Origin of the sequence: Pseudomonas entomophila (genome assembly GCF_018417595.1) — a bacterium.
In the GTDB taxonomy this organism is placed as follows: Bacteria; Pseudomonadota; Gammaproteobacteria; order Pseudomonadales; family Pseudomonadaceae; genus Aquipseudomonas; species Aquipseudomonas entomophila_C.
In genome coordinates this window covers 457283-478124 of the sequence record NZ_CP070982.1, presented here as the reverse complement: position 1 = coordinate 478124, position 20842 = coordinate 457283, and the positions used below count along the sequence as shown (strand labels likewise).

Sequence of the window (20842 nt, the reverse complement as noted above, 5' to 3'; positions counted from 1 at the left end):
GAGTTCTGTTCCCAATGCTTATTTCGAAGTCTGCTCAGCCAACGCCACGGCACGGAACATTGCCCGGCGCTTGTTGATGGTCTCTTCCCACTCCAGCGCCGGCACCGAGTCGGCGACGATGCCGCCACCGGCCTGTACATGCAGTTCACCGTCCTTGATCACTGCGGTACGAATGGCGATGGCGGTATCCATGTTGCCGTTCCAGGCGAAGTAGCCCACGGCGCCACCATAGACACCACGCTTGACCGGCTCCAGTTCGTCGATGATCTCCATGGCACGGATCTTCGGCGCACCGGACAAGGTGCCCGCGGGCAAGATCGCCCGCAGCGCATCCATCGCCGTCAGCCCTTCACGCAGCTGGCCGGTGACGTTGGAGACGATGTGCATGACGTTGGAATAGCGCTCGATCACCATCTTCTCGGTCAGGCGCACGCTGCCAGTGGCAGACACCCGGCCAACATCGTTGCGACCCAGGTCGATCAGCATCAGATGCTCGGCGATCTCCTTGTCATCCGACAGCAGATCGTCTTCCAGGGCGCGGTCGGCTTCTTCGGTGGCACCACGTGGGCGGGTACCGGCGATCGGGCGCACAGTGACCAGGTTGTCCTCGACACGCACCAGCACTTCGGGGGAGCTGCCCACTACGTGGAAGTCACCGAAGTTGAAGAAGTACATGTATGGCGTTGGGTTGAAGCAGCGTAGCGCGCGGTACAGGTCGATGGGCGCGGCCTTGAAGTCGATGGACATGCGCTGCGACGGCACCACCTGCATGCAATCACCGGCGAGAATGTACTCCTTGATGCGGCCCACCGCGTTCTCGTAGTCGGCGCGGGTATAGCTGGAGCGAAATTCGGGCTCGGCGGCCATGGGCCCGCTGAGGTCCAGGCCACGGCGCGGGGTGATCGGCTGACGCAGCTTGTCCAGCAGCCCTTCCAGGCGTGCCTTGCCATTCTCGAACGCTTGCTCTTCGGTTGGGTCGACCAGGACGATCGCGTGCATCTTGCCCGCCAGGTTGTCGAACACCACCACGGCATCGGACACCATCAGCAGGATATCCGGCACCCCAAGCGGATCCGGGTTGGGGCTGGCGCCCAGGCGTTTCTCGACGTAGCGCACACAGTCATAGCCGAAGTAACCCACCAGGCCACCGTTGAAGCGCGGAAGGCCAGGAATGTCGGCGACCTTGTAACGGTCCTTGAATGCCTCGACGAAGGCCAGTGGGTCTTCGACATCGTGGCTTTCCACTTCGACGCCATCCTGCAGGATGCTGACGTGATAGCCATGCACGCGCATCACGGTGCGCGACGGCAGCCCGATCATCGAGTAACGGCCCCATTTTTCCCCGCCCTGCACGGACTCGAGCAGGTAGGAGTTGGGTTGGTCGGCGAGCTTCAGGTAGATCGACAGCGGGGTGTCGAAATCGGCCAGGGTTTCGCAGGCCAGGGGAATGCGGTTATAGCCGGCAGCGGCCAGGCGCAGGAATTCTTCGCGGGTCATGTGTAGCCTCGTGGCAAGCAGCAATGGGGTCGGGCAAGCGGACGGGCCGGCAGGTGCCGGCGAGCGGGAGTCAGGCGCGCCAGCGCCAGCGGGCCAGGGCCTTGATGACTTTCATCCAGAATTTGCCAGTGACCACCACGTTGTTGTCTCTGCTTTGCGGGGCTTGAAGGTCCGCCAACGTTATCCCAGTGTCGGTGACTACGCAACCGGGCAGCAGGCGGCGCAGATCATCAATCACCAGGCTGGGGGATTCATCGTCGATGGGGCGGCCGTGGTTGTAGCCATAGCTAAGGCCGACGCACTTGACCCCGGCTGCCTTGGCCGCCAGCACGTCACTGCGCGAATCGCCGATGAACAGCGACTGTTCCGGGGCAACGCCAGCCATCTTCATGACAAACAGCAAGGCCGCGGGATCGGGTTTCTTCTGTGGCAGGGTGTCGCCACCGATGATCCAGCGGAAGTAGCGGCCGATCTTCATCTGGTCAAGCAGGGGCGCGACGAAGCGCTCCGGTTTGTTGGTGATCAGGGCCATTTCCACACCCTGCTTGCTCAGCCAGCGCAGGGTGTCGCGCACACCGGGGTAGACGACCGTCAGCTCGTGGCTCTCGGCGTAGGCCTCCATGAACAGGGCCAGGGCACGTTCGGCCAGTTCGTCATCCACGGTATCGTGTTCGATGCCGCCGGCCAGCGCCCGGCGCACCAGCACCTGGGCACCGTTGCCCACCCAGTGGCGCACGGCGTCGAGCCCGGCAGGCGGGCGCCCGAGTTCGAGCAGCATGCGGTCGACGGCTGCGGCCAGGTCGGGGACCGAGTCGATCAGGGTGCCATCCAGATCGAACATCACCAGCCTGGGCAGCGTCCCCGGGAACAGCTGCTCGAAGCCGCTCATGCGCGGGCCAGCGCCATTTCGGCACGCATCTTGTCGATAACTTCCTTGTAGTCCGGGGCGTTGAAGATCGCCGATCCCGCCACGAAGGTGTCAGCGCCGGCGGCGGTGATCTCGCGGATGTTGTTGACGTTGACGCCGCCATCAATCTCCAGGCGGATATCCCGGCCGCTGGCGTCGATCAGAGCGCGGGCTTCACGCAGCTTGTCGAGGGTGCCAGGGATGAACTTCTGCCCGCCGAAGCCTGGGTTGACGCTCATCAGCAGGACCATGTCGACCTTGTCCATCACGTACTTCAAGGCGTCCAGGCCGGTCGCCGGGTTGAACACCAGGCCGGCCTTGCAGCCGCCGTCGCGGATCAGTTGCAGCGAGCGGTCGATGTGCTGCGAGGCTTCCGGGTGGAAGGTGATGTAGGTGGCGCCGGCCTCGATGAAGTCGCCGATGATGCGGTCGACCGGGCTGACCATCAGGTGCACGTCGATCGGCGCGGTCACGCCGTACTTGCGCAGCGCGCTGCAGACCATCGGGCCGATGGTCAGGTTCGGGACGTAGTGGTTATCCATGACATCGAAGTGGACGATGTCGGCCCCGGCGGCCAGAACCTTGTCGACGTCCTCGCCCAGGCGGGCGAAATCGGCGGAAAGAATGGAGGGGGCAATAGCGTAGGGCTGCATGGCGCACCTGTTGGCGGAAATCACGGTGGCGCGCATTGTACCCCAGGGAAGCGGATCGGGGCTGATTGGTATCAATCTGTGCCGGCCACTTCGCGGCTAAAGCCGCTCCCACAGGCAGCGCACATTTCTCGAGAACTGCACAAATCCTGTGGGAGCGGCTTTAGCCGCGACAAGGCAGCTACACGCAACGGAAGATCAAGCCGGTTGCTGAGTCCTCAGCTTCTCGCTGCGCCCACGCAACCACTCCAGGGTCAGCAACAGGATCACCGAGAACGCGATCAGCAAGGTGGCCGCCGCCGCGATGGTCGGGCTCAGGTTCTCGCGAATGCCGCTGAACATCTGCCGTGGCAGGGTCGCCTGCTCCGGCCCGGCGAGGAACAGGGTCACCACCACCTCATCGAACGAAGTGGCGAAGGCGAACAGCGCCCCGGAGATCACCCCCGGCGCAATCAGCGGCAATGTCACCCGACGGAAGGTCAGCAATGGCGAAGCCCCAAGGCTGGCCGCCGCACGCACCAGGTTGTAGTTGAAGCCCTGCAACGTGGCCGACACGGTAATGATCACGAACGGCACACCCAGCACCGCATGCACCAGGATCAGCGAGACGAAGCTGTTGCCCATGCCCAGCGGCGCGAAGAACAGGTAGCTGGCCACACCGATGATCACCACCGGTACCACCATCGGTGAGATCACCAATGCCATCACCAGCGACTTGCCGGGGAAGTCGCCCCGGGTCAGGCCGATCGAGGCCAGGGTGCCGAATACCATGGCCAGCACCGTGGCCGCCGGGGCGACGATGATGCTGTTCTTCAGTGCGCGCATCCACTCGGCGGAGCCGAAGAAGTCCTGGTACCAGTGCAGCGAGAAGCCTTGCAGCGGATAGACCAGGAAACTCCCGCTGTTGAACGATAACGGCACGATGACCAGCACCGGCAATACCAGGAACAGCAGGATCAACCCGCACAGGATGCGCAGGCTGTAGAACCACACCCGCTCCACGGGCGACATATAGGGGCTCAGCATGACAGGGCTCCTCAGCTCAGGCGCAGGCGGCTCGCGCCGACCAGCCAGCTATAGATCAGGTACAACAGCACGGTTGCCAGCAGCAACAGCCCGCCCAGCGCGGTGGCCATGCCCCAGTTGATGCTGGTGTTGGTGTAGAAGGCGACGAAGTAGCTGACCATCTGGTCGTTCGGGCTGCCCAGCAGTGCCGGGGTGATGTAGTAGCCGATGGCCAGGATGAACACCAGCAGGCAACCGGCACCGACACCGGCGTAGGTCTGCGGGAAGTACACCCGCCAGAAGCTGGCGAACGGATGGCAACCAAGGGAGATCGCCGCGCGCATGTAGCTGGGCGAGATGCCCTTCATCACGCTGTACAGCGGCAGGATCATGAACGGCAGCAGGATGTGCACCATCGAGATGTACACACCGGTGCGGTTGAACACCAGCTCCAACGGCTGGTCGATGACGCCCATCGCCATCAGCGCGCTGTTGATCAGGCCGCCCGACTGCAACAGCACGATCCACGCCGCCACTCGCACCAGGATCGAAGTCCAGAACGGCAGTAGTACCAGGATCATCAGCAGGTTGCTCTGCCGGGTCGGCAGGTTGGCCAGCAGGTAGGCCAGGGGATAGGCCAGCACCAGGCAGATCACGGTGATCACCACGCCCATCCACAGGGTGCGGGCGAAGATGTCGAGGTAGATGGCCTGGTCGGGAGTGGCCTTGGCCAGCTCGCCCAGGTCGTCGATACGGTGGTCCAGCGCGGCCAGCAGGTAGAACGGCGTGACGCTGCTGGTGTTGCGACGGATCGCCTGCCAGTAGGCAGGGTCGCCCCAGCGCTCGTCGAGCGTCTGCAAGGCTTCTTTATAGGAGGCGGGCTCTTCCTTGAACGGCAGCGCCCTCGCCGTCTTGGCCAGCAGGCTGCGGTAGCCGGCCAGCTCCATGTTCAGCCGCTTGGAGAGATCGCCCAGGGTCTGGTTCTTGCGCGACTCGGCCAGGTCCTGGCTCAGGGCCTTGTAGACCTCCTCGCCGGGCAGGCTCTTGCCATCCCATTGCGCCACCGCTTCGACGGTACGCGGCAGGCCACCGACCACCTCGGGGTTGCCGACGCTCTTGTACAGCAGCGCCGCGATGGGTACCAGGAACACCAGCAGGAGGAACAGCGCCAGCGGCGCGATCAACGCCTGGGCCTTCCAGCGGTTGACCCGCTCGGCGTGCTTGAGGCGCTGCTTGAGGCTTGGACCTGCGCCTTCGTTGAGGGGCACTGCAATGGCCATGGCGAACTCCGGAATACAGGGGTGGGGCCGTTCACCGGCAAGCCGGCACCTACAGGGAATCCAAGTAGGAGCCGGCTTGCCGGCGAACGGGCTGGTTACTTCTTCGCCGCCCAGGCGTTGAAGCGTTGCTCCAGCTGCTCGCTGTTGTCGGCCCAGAAGGCCACGTCGATCTGCACCTGGTTGGCGATGTTCTCAGGCGTGGTCGGCATGTCCTTCTTCACCGCATCGGCCAGCAGCGGGACGGCCTTGGAATTGGCCGGGCCGTAGGCGATGTTCTCGGAGTAGGTCTTCTGTTGTTCCGGCTGCACGGTGTAGGCGATGAATTTCTTCGCCTCCTCCACGTCCTTGGCGCCTTTCGGAATGGCCCAGGCGTCGAAGTCGTAGATGCCGCCGTTCCACACCACCTTGAGGTTGCTCTCTTTCTGCACGGCGGCGATGCGGCCGTTGTAGGCCGAGCTCATGACCACATCGCCCGAGGCCAGGTACTGCGGCGGCTGGGCGCCGGCTTCCCACCACTGGATGCTGGGCTTGAGTTCATCGAGTTTCTTGAAGGCGCGGTCCTGGCCTTCCTTGGTGGCCAGCACCGAGTAGACGTCCTTCGGCGCGACACCGTCGGCCATCAGGGCGAACTCGAGGGTGTACTTGGCGCCCTTGCGCAGGCCGCGCTTGCCCGGGAATTTCTTGGTATCCCAGAAATCGGCCCAGCTGGTGGGCGCGCTCTTGAGCTTGTCGGCGTTGTAGGCCAGCACCGTGGACCAGACGAAGAAGCCCACGCCGCAAGGCTGGATGGCACCTTTGACGTAGTCGCTTTCACTACCGAACAAAGCCGGATCGAGCTCCTCGAACATGCCTTCGTCGCAGCCCCGCGCCAGCTCCGGCGACTCCACCTCGACCAGGTTCCACGACACGCTGTTGGTGTCGACCATGGCTTTGACCTTGGCCATCTCGCCGTTGTACTCACCGGCGACGATCTTGCCCTTGCCGGCCTTTTCCCATGGCTCGTAGAACGCCTTTACCTGGGCCGCCTTGTTCGCGCCACCGAACGACACCACGGTCAAGTCCGCGGCCAGGGCCTGGCCGGCGGCGAACAGCCCCAGGGCCAGGGCGGTCAGTTTCAACTGCTTGCGCATTATTATTCTCTCCACAGTACAGGGTTGGTGAAGCAAACCATCAATGGGCTTCGGCAATCGGATCGAGCGCGCGGGCGTGCTCCACCTCCCAGCCCAGCGGTACCACATCGCCCACGGCCAGGGCCGGGTCGAGCTCGGCGATCGGCTGCTTCACGAAGAAGTCGGCCTTGCCGCAGACTTCCAGGCGCACCCGCACGTGGTCGCCCAGGTAGATGAATTCGGCCACGCGGCCGGAGAAGCGGTTGACGCAGCTTTCGCTGTGGCCGTTGAGGCGCACGCGCTCGGGGCGGATCGACAGGGTGACCGGCTCGCCGGCCTGGCCGACGTTCACTGCCAGCGCCTCGACCCGCTCGCCACGGGCCAATTGCACCTGGCAGCGCTTGCCGTCGCTGGCCAGCAGGGTGCCGTTGATGCGGTTGTTCTCGCCGATGAAGTTGGCGACGAAGGTGTTGCAGGGTTCTTCGTAGAGAGTGCGCGGGTCGGCGATCTGCTGGATCTCGCCCTGATGGAACACCGCTACCCGGTCGGACATGGTCAGCGCCTCGCCTTGATCGTGAGTCACGTACACCACGGTCACGCCCAGGCGCTGGTGGATATGCTTGATCTCCATCTGCATGTGTTCGCGCAGTTGTTTGTCCAGCGCACCGAGCGGCTCGTCCATCAGCACCAGCTGCGGCTCGAACACCAAGGCCCGGGCCAACGCCACGCGCTGCTGCTGGCCACCGGACAGCTGGCCGGGGTAGCGCTTGGCGAAGGCGTCGAGCTGGACCATGTTGAGCACGCGCTTGACCCGCTCGCTGATGTCGGTCTTGCTCAGGTTGCGCACGGTCAGCGGGAAGGCCAGGTTCTCGGCCACGGTCATGTGCGGGAACAGCGCGTAGTTCTGGAACACCATGCCGATGTCGCGCTTGTGCGGCGGCACGTTGTTGATCGAACGCCCGGCCAGCTGGATCTCGCCGGCGGTGGGGGTTTCGAAGCCGGCCAGCATCATCAGGCTGGTGGTCTTGCCCGAACCGGACGGCCCGAGCAGGGTGAGGAACTCACCCTTGCGGATATCGAGGTTGAGGTCCTTGACGATCAGCGATTCGCCGTCGTAGCTCTTCTGCACGCCCCGGAAGCTGACCAGCGTCTCGCTGGCCGCGTTCGAATTCGCCTCGCTCATGCCTGTACCTTCTTGTTGGAATGACTGCGTGGGTAGAAGCGTAGAAGAGGCGCGAAGGCCCGGAAATCGGGGGCGCTGAGAGAATGTCATCATCCGGATGGAAGACTTGCTGTAGGGATCGCCCTACAAGGATGGCGCTTTCAGGCAACTCGATCTTTGTAGGAGCGGCTTTAGCCGCGATCACCCGCGCAGCGGGTGCCAGAGACAGCGGCGCCTGCATCGCGGCTAAAGCCGCTCCTACGGTGAGACTGCGTAAAAACCATTGTCGCAACCAGAACACTCACACCAGCTTGTGCTCCATGGCGTACTTCACCAGCTCCGCCAGCGAGTTGACCTTGAGCTTCTGCATCAAGCGCGCCTTGTGGGTGCTGATGGTCTTGCTCGACAGCGCCAGCTGTTGGGCGATGTCGTTGACGTTGGCGCCCTGGGCCAGGCGCTCGAACACCGAGAACTCGCGCTCCGACAGCAGCGTATGCAACGGCCGGGTCTCGGTCAGCCCCACCTCGAACACCATGCGGTCGGCCAGGGCCGGGTCGATATAGCGCCCGCCCCCGGCCACCCGGCGAATGGCGGTGAGCAACAGCGCCGGGTCGCTGTCCTTGGTGGCATAGCCCGCGGCACCGGCCTTCAGCGCCCGGGCCGCCATCTGCGCCTCGTCGTGCATCGACAGCATCAGGATCGCGGGCGGGTTGTTCAGCGCGCGGATCCGCGGGATCGCCTCCAGGCCATTCACCCCCGGCATGGAGATGTCCAGCAGCACCACCTCACAGGGGGTTTGGCGCAGCGTGTCCAGCAACTGCTCACCGTTGCCCGCCTCGCCCGCCACCTGCATGTCCCTGGCCAGGCCGATCAACTGCTTGATGCCTTCCCGGACGATGGTGTGGTCTTCCGCCACCAGCACTCTAATCACGATCGTTTTCTCCTACACCAAAGGAATCGCCACGCTCAGGCTGGTGCCCTCGCCTGGCTCGCTGTCCAGACTCATGCTGCCGCCCAGCATCAGCACACGCTCACGCACCCCCACCAGGCCGAACGAAGTCGGCCGCGCCTCGCCCGGTGCGAAGCCTTTACCATCGTCGATGACCGTCAAGCGTAATTGCCCACCCTCGCGCACGAGCTCGATCTGCACCGTGTGCGCCTGGGCGTGGCGCATCACATTGGTCAGTGCCTCCTGGAGGATACGGAACAGGCCAGTGGCCTTCGCATCACTCAAGGGTGGCAGATTGTCCGGGACCTGCACCAGGCAGGGGATCTGCGTGCGGGCCTCGAAACGCCGGGCCTGCCACTCGATGGCCGAGGCGATGCCGGCGTCGAGGATCGGCGGGCGCAAGGCGGTGGCCACATCGCGCACCAGCTGGAACAACTGGGCGATCAAGCGCTTCATGCTGGCCAGCCGCTCGTTGAGCCCGGTGTCCAGCTCACCGTAGGCCAGCTCGCACATCGACACTTCCAGCTTGAGCACCGTGAGCATCTGCCCCAGTTCATCGTGCACTTCGCGGGCGATGCGGGCTTTTTCTTCTTCACGCACGCTTTCCAGGTGCGCCGACAACTCGCGAAGCTGCTCTTGGGAACTGGCCAGCGCAAGTTCCGCCTGCTTGCCCTGGGTGATGTCCCAGACCACCCCGTCCCAGACCATGCGCCCATCGGCCAGGCGGCGGGTGGTGGCCTTGATGTCGGCCCAGCGCTGTTCCCCCTCACGCGTGAGGATCCGGCCTTGCCACGACCAGTCCTGGTCAGTCGCCAGGGCCAGGTCCTGAACCCGGTGGTAGTCGCCGCGATCCTCAGGGTGGACCAGATTGCGCAGCCCCATCTGCGGGTGCTGGATCGCTGCCGGGGTATAGCCGACGAGGGCCTCGCTGCCCTCGCTGATGTAGGGAAACTCAGGGTCGCCTTCGGCCGGATCGCGCTCGAGGCGGAACACCAGCCCCGGCACATTGCCGGCGATACCCTTGAGGCGCGCTTCGCTTTCGCGCAGTTCGGCCAGGGCACGGCGGCGCTCGGTGACATCGGAGAGGAACACCACCAGGTACTCGGCATCACGAAAACGCAGGAACGACAGCGACAGGTCCACCGGCAACTGGCTACCGTCGGCACGCACACACTGGCTCTCGAACTGCAGTTCTCCGCCCTCGCCGCTGCGCGCCCGTTTCCACAGTGCCAGCCAGCGATCCATGCTGAGGCTGGGCTCGATGTCACTCAGCGGCCGCTCGATCAACACGCCCTCGGCGAACCCGAGCATGCGCTCGGCCGCATGATTGGCGTAACGGATGTGGCTGTCCCAGTTGACCCAGAAGATGCCGACCGTGCTCTGGTCGATGGAGAACTGGCTCAGGCGCAGCGCCTCTTCGCGCACCTGGCGCTCGACCAGCGTCTCGCGGGTCGCCAGCAAAGCCCGCTCCACCCCCCGCTGCTGACGACGCTGCCACACCAGCGTGGCCAAGGCGCAGAGCAGCAACAGGCCGAACAAAAGTGCGAGGTTCTGCCAGAAACCGGCTGACTCGGAAAAGCGTGGGTACTTGGGTTGCAACCAGCGTTGATGCAGTTGTTCCAGGCGCTTGGCCGGCATTGCCTGCAGGCCGCGCTCCAGGATGTCGGCGAGCATCGGCCAGTCTCGTCGCGAGCCGATCCGCAGCAGTTGGGGCAAGCCGATGTCGCCCACAACGGCCAGCTCACTGAATTCGCTTTCGCGGGAAAGGCGGCTGAGTTGCGCTTCATCGAGCACGGCGAAACCGGCCTGGCCGCCCAGCACCAGCTGCAATGCCTCACGTTCGCTGGGCACCCCTTGCAGGTTGAGGTTGGTGTAGTTGCCACGCAGGTAATCAGCCAACCGGGAGGGCATGCGCACCGCAACCCGGTCATTGGCGCTCAGCTTCTCCAGTTCCACCGCCACCGCACCACTGCGCACTCCCACCACCAACTGCGGCACACGCATGTATGGGTCGCTGAACAACCAGTTGCGAAGGCTGGCCGGGGTCTGGGCAAGCCCAGGGGCAAAGTCGATCTCGCCCGCCTGCAAGGCATGCTCAAGCGCCGCCTCGTCGGTGAACCCGCGCCAGGTCAGGTCCAGCCTGAGCGCCTGGGCCAGTTCGTCGACCAGTTCGACATTCGCGCCGTAGTACTGCTGGAGACGGCGATCGAACTGCGCGTAAGGCGCTTGCAGCACGAATCCGACACGCAGGCTGCGGTGCGCGTCCAGCCATTGCTGCTGGGCAGGCTCCAGCACAACCACGGGGGGCGCCTCCGGTCTTGCCAGCGCGATCAAGGGTAGACACAACCAGCCGATAACCCACAGGCAACGCATTCGCTTCATCTATACGCTCGTCTTGGCAAGGATGGCCACCTGGCGTGGCCGCCACGGGCAAATACTATTAGGCTGCCGGTATCATTCTGGCCTTGGGTTGGTTCATGTTCACACTTTATCGCACGACGCTGGCAATCTTCTGTCTGGCCTCGCTCCTGCCCCTCGGCGCTCAAGCCGCCGACACCGAAAAAACAGAGGCCGCCACCGAGGCCGCCGCACCTGCGCCGCGCCCAGCACTGGCCGAGCGCAGCCAGGACGACGCCCTGGCCCTCGAACGCCAGGCGCCCAAGGCCGAGCAGCAGACCTTGCAGGCCAATGGCGAGAACTTCCTGGCACTGTGGAAGCCCGCCAACGACAGCGACCCGAAAGGCGCGGTGATCATCGTCCCGGGCGCGGGTGAAACGGCCGACTGGCCAAATACCGTCGGCCCACTGCGCCGGGGCTTCCCGGACGTGGGCTGGCACACCCTGAGCCTGAGCCTGCCGGATCTGCTGGCCGAACGCCCACAGGCACGGGTCGAAGCCAAGCCGGCTGCCGCCGCGCAAAAGCCCGAGGGAGAATCGGCACCGGCCAAGGACACGCCTGCGGACGCCAACGCCAACGTCGCCCAGGCCACCGCCGCCGAGGCGGACGCCGCCGAGAGCACCGACGCAGTCGAAGCCGACGAGCACAGCGACCAGGCCGATGCCGAGCGGATCTTCGCCCGCCTCGATGCCGCCGTGGCCTACGCACAACAACAGAAGGCACGCAGCATCGTCTTGCTGGGCAATGGCAGTGGCGCTTACTGGGCCGCGCGCTACCTCAGCGAGAAGCAGCCGCCACAGGTACAGAAACTGGTAATGGTCGGCGCGCAGACACCGGCGCGGGTCGAGCAGGACCTGCAAAGCCTGACACCGACCCTGAAAGTACCGACCGCCGACATCTATTTCGCCGGCCGCCCCCAGGACAACCAGGCCGCCCAGCAGCGCCTGCAAGCGAGCAAGCGGCAGAAGGACAGCCAGTATCGCCAGGTGTCGCTGATGGCCATGCCGGGTAACAAAGCGGCAGAGCAGGAACAACTGCTGCGCCGGGTGCGTGGGTGGCTGACACCCAAGGAAGAGTGAAGCACCTTGCGGGGTATTCGGAATTCACGTCTGCCCCTGTAGGAGCGGCCTTGAGCCGCGACAGGGCCGCAAGGCCGCCCTGGCGATCTTTGCCCAGTACTGAAATCCTGGGGCCGCTACGCAGCCCTTTTCGCGGCACAAGGCCGTATCTACAGGGATCGTGCAAGGTTTGACCTTGGTGCGATCCCTGGCTAGATACCCCGCCGCTTGCGGATCAGGGCAAAGGCCTGGTGCAGTTCGCGCGTCAGCTCGGTCGCCTCGCGCACCTTCGCCTCGCTGGCGCCACTGCCCACCAGTTTGTCCGGGTGATGGCGACTGAGCAGGCGGCGATAGGCCTGCTTCACCTGGTCGGTGTCGGTATCCGGCTCCACACCCAGCAGGCGTAAAGCTGCCGCATAGGTCATCGTGCCGCCGTCGAGCGACGCCTTGCGTGGCTCGTACTCAAGTGACAGCGCCTGCACCTGGCTGCGGCTCAACCCCAACTGCTCGCCCCAGCCCAACAACAGGTCACGCTCCTGACGCCCCGCCTTGCCATCAGCCCAGACCATCCGCCAGCAGGCGCGCAAGGTACCTTCCGCGGCATGGGGCTGCAGCTTGATCCGGCGCAGGTGATGACCCAACCGATCCTTGCCCGCCTTGCCGCGATTGAAAGCGGCGATGGCTCGCCGCCGCGCAGGCTCGCCAAGATCCAGGCGGATCATCTCCTGGCGGGCTTGCTGGATATGCCCTTCGGCCACCCGGCCATCGCTCTTGGCCAGGCGCCCAAGCAGCACGAACAGCAGTTCGTCATCACGCAGCGCCGGGCGGCCACCCAGGCGCTCGCGCATATCGTCCCATCCCTGAAGACGCAGGCGCCGATCCATGGCCTGGCCCAACAGCGCCCCGAGCAATGCCCCGGGAATGCTGGCCACGGCGAAACCGGCCCCGGCACCAATCACTGTGCTTGGCCACCACATTTCAGGTATTCGCTCCGATCAGGCGCTCGACATCGGCCAGACGCTCCAGGGTGCCGACATCAATCCACTGCCCGGCAAAATGCTCGCCGCTCACCCGCCCTTCGGCCATGGCCTTGCGCAGCAGGGGCGCCAGCTTGAAGGCACCTGCCTGGCAGCCGTCGAACAGCGAAGGGGCGAGCACGGAAATACCACTGAACGTCAGCGTACCCGGCGCATCGTCTCCGTCGACCACCTGCCCATCCCGCAGGCGAAAGTCGCCGCGACCGTGGTGCCCAGGGTTATCAACCAGCACCAGGTGTGCCTGGCCTTGCAAGGGGGCGTTCAGCGCCTTGAAGTCGTAATCTGTCCAGATATCGCCGTTGACCAGCAGGAACGGAGCGTCACCCAGCAGAGGCAGGGCCTTGAAGATCCCACCCCCGGTTTCCAGTGGTTCTCCTTCCGGCGAATAGCGGATACTCAGCCCGAAACGGCCGCCATCCCCGAGATGATCCTCAATCTGCTGGCCAAGCCAGGCGTGGTTTATGACGACATCGGTGATACCGGCACGGGCCAGTGCCTCGAGGTGATACTCGATCAGTGGCTTGCCGGCGGCAGTCACCAGTGGCTTGGGTTTATGCAGGGTCAACGGGCGCATACGCTCGCCCTTGCCTGCCGCCAGGATCATCGCCTTCATGGGCGCGCCTCGCCCTTGAGTTCCGCAATCAGCTGCCCCAACTCGGCCAGTTCAGGGCGTCGGGCGATCACTTCATCTATATAGGTGAAGAAGCGTGGCACGTCGGTGAGATAGCGTGGCTTGCCATCACGGTGGCAGATCCGCGCGAAGATACCGATCACCTTGAGGTGGCGCTGCACACCCATCAGGTCGCTGGCGCGGTGGAACGCCTCGAAGTCGTCCTGGACCGGAATGCCCGCGGCCCGCGCCTTGTCCCAGTAGTTGCGCAACCAGCCTTCGACGCGCGCCTGGGGCCAACTGAGGAAGGCATCCTTGAACAGGCAGGTGATGTCGTAGGTGACCGGGCCGTAGACCGCGTCCTGGAAGTCCAGCACACCGGGGTTGGGCGCGCTGTGCATCAAGTTGCGCGGCATGTAGTCGCGGTGCACCAGCACCTTGGGCTGGGCCAGCGCGCTGTCGATCAGCACCTGGCTCACCCGTTGCCAGGTAGCCAGCTGAGCCTCGCTCAGTTGCAGGCCGAGCGCCCGACCGACGTACCACTCGGGGAACAACTCCAGCTCACGGCGCAGCAGCGCAACATCGTAGCTGGGCAGCGGTGCGTCCATCGGCAGGCGCTGGAAAGCCAGCAATGCCTCGATGGCATCGGCAAACAAGGCATCGGCGTTGTCTGGGTCGATGATATCCAGGTAGGTCTGGCGCCCCAGGTCACTCAGCAGCAGGAAACCACGTTCCAGGTCCTGGCCGTGAATCACCGGGACGTTCACCCCGGCACTGGCCAGCAGTTGGTCGATATCGACGAATGGCCGGCAGTTTTCCTGGGGAGGTGGGGCATCCATGATCACGAAGCTGTGGCCGGCGCCTTCCCAACGGAAGTAGCGGCGAAAACTCGCATCGCTGCTGGCGGCGGTCAGGCTCCCTTCGGGCACCTCGCCCCAGGCATTGTTGCGGAAAAGGCTCTCGAGCTGCCCGGCGAGCCAGGCGGTCAGTTGTTGCAGGCGTACATCGTGATCGGGCATTACAAGGGTTCTCCGACGGCCCTAGCCGTCAAGCGGGTCATGCTTTATTATCCAGCATCTTTTTCAGACCATCGAGAGGCGTGCGGCCCCCACACGCGGGCAGATGGCACGCAGGAAGCCCGGACTAATAAGATGGCATTGAAATCCCCCGCGTTTCGTAGAAAGTTTCCGTTGCTGGTGACTGGCGGTCTGCTGGCACTGCAACCCCTGGCCACCTCGTATGTGGTGGCGGCCGAGCAGTTCGACTGCCAAGTGTCCGCCGCCGGCGGCTGGGACTGCAAGCCCAAGGTCTCAGGCAACCTGCCTCCACGCCCGGTACACCCGGGCGCTGCCGCTGCAAGCTCGGGTGCCGAAGCACCAGGCGAAGCCGGCGAGGCGCAGGCCGAAAAGCCCATGCTGGTTACCGAGTCGAAAGGCCGCGGCCTGAAGTCGCGCAGCGAAGACTACAGCCATCTGGACTGGGTACCACGCGAGAAGCTCACCGCAGCGCAACTGGCCGAGACCGGCCCGTACTGCGGCGGCGCCTACATCGAGCCGACCCGCCCGGGCATGAACGACACCACGCCCAAGGACGAGTCGCCCACCTACATCAACGCCAAGGTCTCCAAGTACCAGCAAGAGCAGCAGATCGCGACGCTCGCCGGTGACGTGGTCATGCGCCAGGGCAGCATGCAGGCCGAGGCCGACGAAGCCAACCTGTACCAGGCCGAGAACCGTGGCGAGCTCAAGGGCAACGTCAAGATCCGCGACAACGGCTCGCTGGTGGTCGGCGACGAGGCGCAGATTCAGCTCGACACCGGCGAAGCCCGGGTCGACAACGCCGAATACGTGATGCACAAGTCGCACATCCGCGGCAACGCCCTGTACGCCAAGCGCGCCGAAAACGCCATCATCCGCCTCAAGGACGGTACCTATACCACCTGTGAGCCGGGCAGCAACGCGTGGCAGCTCAAGGGCAACAACATCACCCTGAACCCGGCCACCGGCTTCGGTACCGCAACCAACGTGACGCTGCGGGTCAAGGATTTCCCGGTGTTCTACACACCGTACATCTACTTCCCGATCGACGACCGTCGCCAGTCCGGCTTCCTGCCGCCGTCGTTCAGCGCCAGCGGCGATAGCGGCTTCATGCTGGTCACGCCTTACTACTTCAACCTGGCACCTAACTACGATGCCACGTTGTACCCGCGCTACATGGCCAAGCGCGGCATGATGATGGAAGGCGAGTTCCGCTACCTGACCAAGTCCAGCGAAGGCCAGTTCGGTGGTGCGTATCTCAGCGACGAAAGCGATGACCGCAAGCTGCAGACGGACTACAAGAAAGAACGCTGGATGGTCAACTGGCAGCACAAGGGCGGCCTGGACGAGCGCCTGATGGCCGAAGTGGACTACACCGACATCAGTGATCCGTTCTACTTCCAGGATCTGGAATCGGATCAGATCGGTGTGGAGAAGAAAGACTACGTCAACCAACGGGGCGCGCTCACCTATCGTGGTGACAGCTATACCGCTGGCTTGAATGTCCATGCCTACGAAATGGCGACCATTTCGCAGATCACTCCGTACGACAGGCTGCCACAGGTCACCTTCAACGGGACATTGCCTTACCATCCGGGGGGGCTCGACTTCAGCTATGAAACCGAAGCCGTACGCTTCGACCGCAACCTGAAGAATGACCTTGTATTCAACAAGGATGGCCAACCCGACGGCTCGCTGGGTTATGTATACGATGCAAATGGCAACATCATCGGCGGTCGCCGCATCGATGAGAGTGTCAGTGGTATTGCCCGCGCCAACGGTACCCGTTTGAATGCGGCACCTGCGATCAGCCTGCCGATGGAGGCCAGCTATGGTTTCCTGACGCCAAAACTGAAGTACGTCTACACCCACTATGACCTTGACCTGGACAGCCAGGGCAAGGAGCAAGCGATAGCCCAGTCGGCAAACCCAGCCTATGGTAGTTACAACAGCACGCTGAACCGCGACATCCCGGTTTTCAGCGTCGACAGCGGACTTTACTTCGACCGGAAAACACAACTGTTCGGCACGAATTATCGCCAGACACTCGAACCGCGCCTGTTCTATCTGTATGTTCCCTACCAGGACCAGAAAGATATTCCGCTCTTCGACAGTGGCGAGACGCTGTTCAACTACGCCTCGCTGTTCCGCGACAATCGCTTCGCTGGCACTGACCGCATCGGCGATGAAAACAAGTTGTCACTCGGCGTGACCAACCGCTGGGTCGAGGACAATGGCTTCCAACGCCAACGCTTCAGCATTGGCCAGGCCTACTACTTCAAGGATCGCAAGGTCCAACTGCCAGGCATCGACTACCGCACCCGCAAGGACAGCCTGTCGGATGTCTCCCCGTACGCACTCGAATACGAGTACGCCTTCAACCGCGATTGGCGCTTCAACTCGGACTTCAACTGGGATCCGGACAGCCGCAGCACCCGCTCGGGTAGCGCAATGTTCCATTACCAGCCTGAGGACAACCCGAACAAGATCGTCAACCTCGGATATCGCTATCGCAATGACACGATCACCTACGACTCCCTGACCGGTGTCTGGAAAGTGGGCGGCGGCAGCTATGGTACGAAGGGCCAGCCGGGCTACATCGAGGACTACTACAAGATCCAGCAGCACGACTTCTCGGTCATCTGGCCGATCGTGCCGCAATGGAGTGTCATTGCACGCTGGCAGCACGACTACAACCGCAACCGCACGCTGGAAGCCATGGGCGGTTTCGAGTATGACAACTGCTGCTGGAAACTGCGTCTGATCAACCGTTACTGGATGGACTACGACGACTTTAGCCAGGCCACCCCAAGCAACGAGAAGGGTGACCACGGCATCTTCCTGCAAGTCGTGCTCAAGGGCCTCGGCGGTGTAGTGGGCAACAAGGTCGAATCGTTCCTGGACCAAGGCATTCAAGGTTACCGTACACGTGAAGAGCAAGCTTATTGATCGTCTGCGCCCGCTGATGCTGGGCGCCGTATTGCTGAGTGGCGCGGTGCATGCCGCGGTGCAACCCATCGACCGCGTGGTGGCCATCGTCGACAACGACGTGGTCATGCAGAGCCAGCTGGACCAGCGTGTGCACGAAGTGCAGCAGACCATCGCCAAGCGTGGCGGCGGTGTGCCACCGGCCGGTGCGCTGGAGCAGCAGGTGCTGGAGCGCCTGATCGTCGAGAACCTGCAACTGCAGATCGGCGAGCGCTCGGGCATCCGCATCACCGATGAGGAGCTGAACCAGGCCGTCGGCACCATTGCCCAGCGCAATGGCATGTCCCTGGAGCAGTTCCGCGCGGCCCTGGCCCACGACGGCCTGTCGTACGACGACGCCCGCGAGCAGATCAAGCGCGAGATGATCATCAGCCGCGTACGCCAGCGTCGCGTAGCCGAACGCATCCAGGTGTCCGAGCAGGAAGTGAAGAACTTCCTCAACTCGGACTTGGGCAAGATGCAGCTCTCGGAAGAGTACCGCCTGGCCAACATCCTCATCCCGACCCCGGAAAGCGCCAACTCCACGGCGATCCAGGCGGCGGCCCAGCAGGCCGGCCAGGTCTACCAGCAACTGCGCCAGGGTGCGGACTTCGGCCAATTGGCCATCGCCCGCTCCGCCAGCGAGAACGCCCTGGAAGGCGGCGAGATGGGCTGGCGCAAAGCCGGCCAGCTGCCACCGGACTTCGCCAAGATGCTCAGCAGCATGGCGGTCGGCGACATCACTCAGCCAATCCGCATCCCCAACGGCTTCATCATCCTCAAGCTCGAGGAGAAGCGCGGTGGAGAAAGCAGCGTGTTGCGCGACGAAGTGCACGTGCGCCACATCCTGATCAAGCCGAGCGAAATCCGCAGCGACAAGGCCACCGAGCAACTGGCCGAACGCCTGTACGACCGGATCAAGAACGGCGAAGACTTCGGCGAACTGGCGAAGAGCTTCTCGGAAGACCCGGGTTCGGCGCTCAACGGCGGCGACCTCAACTGGGTCGACCCGAATAGCCTGGTGCCGGAGTTCCGCGAGCAGATGGCCAACGCCCAGCAAGGCGAAGTCACCCACCCGTTCCGCACCCAGTACGGCTGGCACGTGCTTGAAGTGCTGGGCCGCCGCGCCACCGACAGCACCGCCCAGGCGCGTGAGCAACAGGCCATGAACGTCCTGCGCAACCGCAAGTACGACGAAGAGCTGCAGACCTGGCTGCGCCAGATCCGCGACGAAGCCTACGTTGAAATCAAGCTACCTGGCGCCGACCAGGCCGGCCAGTGAAGCCCCTGCGCTTCGCCGTTACACCCGGTGAACCAGCCGGCATAGGCCCCGACCTGTGCCTGCTTCTCGCCGCCGAGGCACAGCCCCACCCCCTGATCGCCATCACCAGCCGTGACCTGCTCGCCGAGCGGGCCGCGCAGCTGGGGCTGGCCGTCGACCTGCGCCTGGTCACGCCTGGCAGTTTCCCGGAACATCCGGCCCCGGCCGGTAGCCTGTACGTCTGGGATACGCCCCTTGCCAAACCCGTGGTGGCCGGGCAATTGGACAAGGCCAACGCCGCCTTCGTCTTGGAGACGCTGACCCGCGCCGGCCAAGGCTGCCTCAACGGTGAATTCGCCGGCATGATCACCGCCCCCGTGCACAAGGGCGTGATCAACGAGAGCGGCATCGCCTTCTCCGGGCACACCGAGTTCCTCGCCGACCTCACCCATACCGCGCAAGTGGTCATGATGCTGGCGACACGAGGCCTGCGCGTGGCGCTGGTGACCACTCACCTGCCCCTGCGCGACATCGCCGATGCCATTACCCCCGAACGCCTCGAGCGTGTCACCCGTATCCTGCATGCGGACATGCGCGACAAGTTCGGCATCGACAACCCACGCATCCTGGTCTGCGGGCTCAACCCCCATGCCGGGGAAGGCGGCCACCTGGGCCGCGAAGAAATCGACATCATCGAGCCCGCCCTGGAGCGCCTGCGCCAGGAAGGCATGGACCTGCGCGGACCACTGCCGGCCGATACCCTGTTTACCCCCAAATATCTGGAGCACTGCGACGCAGTGCTGGCGATGTACCACGACCAGGGCCTGCCCGTACTCAAGTACAAGGGTTTCGGCGCCGCGGTCAACGTGACGTTGGGCCTGCCGATCATCCGCACGTCGGTCGACCACGGCACCGCCCTGGACCTGGCCGGCAGCGGCCGGGTCGACACCGGCAGCCTGCGCGTCGCCCTGGAAACCGCCTACCAGATGGCCGAGAACCGACCATGACCGAGCATTACCAACACCGGGCGCGCAAGCGCTTCGGCCAGAACTTCCTGCATGACGCCGGAATCATCGACCGCATCCTGCGAGCGATCAACGCCAAGGCTGGCGAACACCTGCTGGAAATCGGCCCGGGCCAGGGCGCCCTCACCGAGGGCCTGCTGGGCAGCGGCGCACAGCTGGACGTGGTGGAGCTGGACAAGGACCTGGTGCCGATCCTGCAACACAAGTTCGCCGGGCGCGGCAATTTCCGCCTGCACCAGGGCGACGCCCTGAAGTTCGATTTCAATCAGTTGGGTGTGCCGGAGCGCAGCCTCAAGGTGGTGGGCAACCTGCCCTACAACATCTCGACACCGCTGATCTTCCACCTGCTGGCCCACGCCAACCTGATCCGCGACATGCACTTCATGCTGCAGAAGGAAGTGGTCGAGCGCATGGCCGCGGGGCCTGGCGGCGGTGACTGGGGCCGCCTGTCGATCATGGTCCAGTACCACTGCCGCGTGGAGCACCTGTTCAACGTAGGCCCAGGCGCGTTCAACCCACCGCCGAAAGTGGATTCGGCCATCGTGCGCCTGGTCCCCCACGAGGTGCTGCCGCACCCGGCCAAGGACCCGCAATTGCTGGAGCGCGTGGTACGCGAAGCCTTCAACCAGCGCCGCAAGACCCTGCGCAACACGCTCAAGGGCCTGCTCGACAGCCAGGCCATCGAGGCTGCCGGCGTCGATGGCAGCCTGCGCCCCGAGCAGCTGGACCTGGCCGCATTCGTGCGCCTGGCCGACAAGCTGGCCGAACAGCAGGGCTGATCGCCGCCTGTTCGCCGGCAAGCCGGCGAACAGGGCCCGTAGCCCCCCACACCGCTGGCCCTCCCCCCCGCCAATGGCCTAGACTGCATTATTGCGTCAGTTCGCCCAAGGC

17 protein-coding genes are annotated in these 20842 nt (G+C 64.2%); 5 read left to right on the top strand and 12 right to left on the bottom strand.

All coding sequences use genetic code 11. From position 1 onward, the window contains the following. Window positions 1-18: 18 nt before the first annotated feature. The 9 genes from trpE to JYG34_RS02010 all read right to left on the bottom strand — a co-directional run bounded on the left by trpE (window position 19) and on the right by JYG34_RS02010 (window position 10941). A complete protein-coding gene (gene trpE, locus JYG34_RS02050; RefSeq protein WP_213659311.1) occupies window positions 19-1497 on the bottom strand; it encodes an anthranilate synthase component I in 1479 nt (492 codons plus the stop codon). 70 nt (window positions 1498-1567) lie between these two features. Next, the gene (locus JYG34_RS02045; RefSeq protein ID WP_213659310.1) at window positions 1568-2386 is read right to left on the bottom strand and encodes a phosphoglycolate phosphatase; all 819 of its coding nucleotides are present in this window, start codon (window positions 2384-2386) and stop codon (window positions 1568-1570) included. Then, on the bottom strand, window positions 2383-3057 hold the full coding sequence (rpe, locus tag JYG34_RS02040; protein ID WP_011531853.1) for a ribulose-phosphate 3-epimerase: 675 nt from the start codon (window positions 3055-3057) through the stop codon (window positions 2383-2385). The genes JYG34_RS02045 and rpe overlap by 4 nt, the downstream gene beginning before the upstream one ends. A gap of 195 nt (window positions 3058-3252) precedes the next feature. After that, the gene (locus tag JYG34_RS02035) at window positions 3253-4080 is read right to left on the bottom strand and encodes an ABC transporter permease (RefSeq protein ID WP_213659309.1); all 828 of its coding nucleotides are present in this window, start codon (window positions 4078-4080) and stop codon (window positions 3253-3255) included. An 11-nt stretch (window positions 4081-4091) separates the two neighbouring features. Next, the gene (locus JYG34_RS02030; RefSeq protein ID WP_213659308.1) at window positions 4092-5339 is read right to left on the bottom strand and encodes an ABC transporter permease; all 1248 of its coding nucleotides are present in this window, start codon (window positions 5337-5339) and stop codon (window positions 4092-4094) included. A gap of 95 nt (window positions 5340-5434) precedes the next feature. After that, a complete protein-coding gene (locus JYG34_RS02025) occupies window positions 5435-6469 on the bottom strand; it encodes an ABC transporter substrate-binding protein (protein ID WP_213659307.1) in 1035 nt (344 codons plus the stop codon). Between the two features lie 40 nt (window positions 6470-6509). Next, window positions 6510-7631 (bottom strand): ABC transporter ATP-binding protein, encoded by a 1122-nt coding sequence (locus JYG34_RS02020; RefSeq protein WP_213659306.1) that lies wholly within the window; start codon window positions 7629-7631, stop codon window positions 6510-6512. A gap of 280 nt (window positions 7632-7911) precedes the next feature. Beyond that, on the bottom strand, window positions 7912-8544 hold the full coding sequence (locus tag JYG34_RS02015; RefSeq protein ID WP_213661095.1) for a response regulator: 633 nt from the start codon (window positions 8542-8544) through the stop codon (window positions 7912-7914). Window positions 8545-8553: 9 nt separating this feature from the next. Beyond that, complete coding sequence (locus JYG34_RS02010) at window positions 8554-10941, bottom strand: PAS domain-containing sensor histidine kinase (protein ID WP_213659305.1); 2388 nt, start codon at window positions 10939-10941, stop codon at window positions 8554-8556. A gap of 95 nt (window positions 10942-11036) precedes the next feature. Between JYG34_RS02010 and JYG34_RS02005 the strand changes: the two genes are divergently transcribed. Then, a complete protein-coding gene (locus tag JYG34_RS02005; protein WP_213659304.1) occupies window positions 11037-12035 on the top strand; it encodes an alpha/beta hydrolase family protein in 999 nt (332 codons plus the stop codon). Between the two features lie 191 nt (window positions 12036-12226). On the opposite strand, the gene JYG34_RS02000 is transcribed toward JYG34_RS02005, so the two are convergent. The 3 genes from JYG34_RS02000 to JYG34_RS01990 are packed head-to-tail and all read right to left on the bottom strand — an operon-like array spanning window position 12227 to window position 14680. Beyond that, window positions 12227-12991 carry a TerB family tellurite resistance protein gene (locus JYG34_RS02000; RefSeq protein ID WP_213659303.1) on the bottom strand — a complete coding sequence of 255 codons (765 nt, stop codon included), beginning with the start codon at window positions 12989-12991 and terminating at the stop codon, window positions 12227-12229. Window position 12992: 1 nt separating this feature from the next. Then, the gene (gene murU / locus JYG34_RS01995; RefSeq protein ID WP_213659302.1) at window positions 12993-13664 is read right to left on the bottom strand and encodes an N-acetylmuramate alpha-1-phosphate uridylyltransferase MurU; all 672 of its coding nucleotides are present in this window, start codon (window positions 13662-13664) and stop codon (window positions 12993-12995) included. Further along, entirely contained in the window at window positions 13661-14680 is a 1020-nt protein-coding gene (locus JYG34_RS01990; RefSeq protein WP_213659301.1) for an aminoglycoside phosphotransferase family protein, read from the bottom strand. Before JYG34_RS01990 ends, murU begins: the two co-directional genes overlap by 4 nt. A gap of 132 nt (window positions 14681-14812) precedes the next feature. On the opposite strand from JYG34_RS01990, the gene JYG34_RS01985 reads away from it, so the two are divergent. From JYG34_RS01985 to rsmA, 4 genes are read left to right on the top strand one after another with little or no spacing between them, the layout of a single operon-like run. After that, complete coding sequence (locus JYG34_RS01985) at window positions 14813-17647, top strand: LPS-assembly protein LptD (RefSeq protein WP_213659300.1); 2835 nt, start codon at window positions 14813-14815, stop codon at window positions 17645-17647. Beyond that, entirely contained in the window at window positions 17628-18947 is a 1320-nt protein-coding gene (surA, locus tag JYG34_RS01980; RefSeq protein ID WP_213659299.1) for a peptidylprolyl isomerase SurA, read from the top strand. Before JYG34_RS01985 ends, surA begins: the two co-directional genes overlap by 20 nt. Next, complete coding sequence (pdxA, locus tag JYG34_RS01975; RefSeq protein ID WP_213659298.1) at window positions 18944-19933, top strand: 4-hydroxythreonine-4-phosphate dehydrogenase PdxA; 990 nt, start codon at window positions 18944-18946, stop codon at window positions 19931-19933. The genes surA and pdxA overlap by 4 nt, the downstream gene beginning before the upstream one ends. Next, on the top strand, window positions 19930-20730 hold the full coding sequence (rsmA, locus tag JYG34_RS01970) for a 16S rRNA (adenine(1518)-N(6)/adenine(1519)-N(6))-dimethyltransferase RsmA (protein WP_213659297.1): 801 nt from the start codon (window positions 19930-19932) through the stop codon (window positions 20728-20730). The genes pdxA and rsmA overlap by 4 nt, the downstream gene beginning before the upstream one ends. The last annotated feature ends 112 nt before the right edge of the window (window positions 20731-20842 follow it).

Bases quoted from the DNA above. Each gene is read 5' to 3' on its own strand.
- trpE (WP_213659311.1), bottom strand. From the start codon at position 1,497: ATGACCCGCGAAGAATTCCTGCGCCTGGCCGCTGCCGGCTATAACCGC.
- JYG34_RS02045 (WP_213659310.1), bottom strand. From the start codon at position 2,386: ATGAGCGGCTTCGAGCAGCTGTTCCCGGGGACGCTGCCCAGGCTGGTG.
- rpe (WP_011531853.1), bottom strand. From the start codon at position 3,057: ATGCAGCCCTACGCTATTGCCCCCTCCATTCTTTCCGCCGATTTCGCC.
- JYG34_RS02035 (WP_213659309.1), bottom strand. From the start codon at position 4,080: ATGCTGAGCCCCTATATGTCGCCCGTGGAGCGGGTGTGGTTCTACAGC.
- JYG34_RS02030 (WP_213659308.1), bottom strand. From the start codon at position 5,339: ATGGCCATTGCAGTGCCCCTCAACGAAGGCGCAGGTCCAAGCCTCAAG.
- JYG34_RS02025 (WP_213659307.1), bottom strand. From the start codon at position 6,469: ATGCGCAAGCAGTTGAAACTGACCGCCCTGGCCCTGGGGCTGTTCGCC.
- JYG34_RS02020 (WP_213659306.1), bottom strand. From the start codon at position 7,631: ATGAGCGAGGCGAATTCGAACGCGGCCAGCGAGACGCTGGTCAGCTTC.
- JYG34_RS02010 (WP_213659305.1), bottom strand. From the start codon at position 10,941: ATGAAGCGAATGCGTTGCCTGTGGGTTATCGGCTGGTTGTGTCTACCC.
- JYG34_RS02005 (WP_213659304.1), top strand. From the start codon at position 11,037: ATGTTCACACTTTATCGCACGACGCTGGCAATCTTCTGTCTGGCCTCG.
- JYG34_RS02000 (WP_213659303.1), bottom strand. From the start codon at position 12,991: ATGTGGTGGCCAAGCACAGTGATTGGTGCCGGGGCCGGTTTCGCCGTG.
- murU (WP_213659302.1), bottom strand. From the start codon at position 13,664: ATGAAGGCGATGATCCTGGCGGCAGGCAAGGGCGAGCGTATGCGCCCG.
- JYG34_RS01990 (WP_213659301.1), bottom strand. From the start codon at position 14,680: ATGCCCGATCACGATGTACGCCTGCAACAACTGACCGCCTGGCTCGCC.
- JYG34_RS01985 (WP_213659300.1), top strand. From the start codon at position 14,813: ATGGCATTGAAATCCCCCGCGTTTCGTAGAAAGTTTCCGTTGCTGGTG.
- rsmA (WP_213659297.1), top strand. From the start codon at position 19,930: ATGACCGAGCATTACCAACACCGGGCGCGCAAGCGCTTCGGCCAGAAC.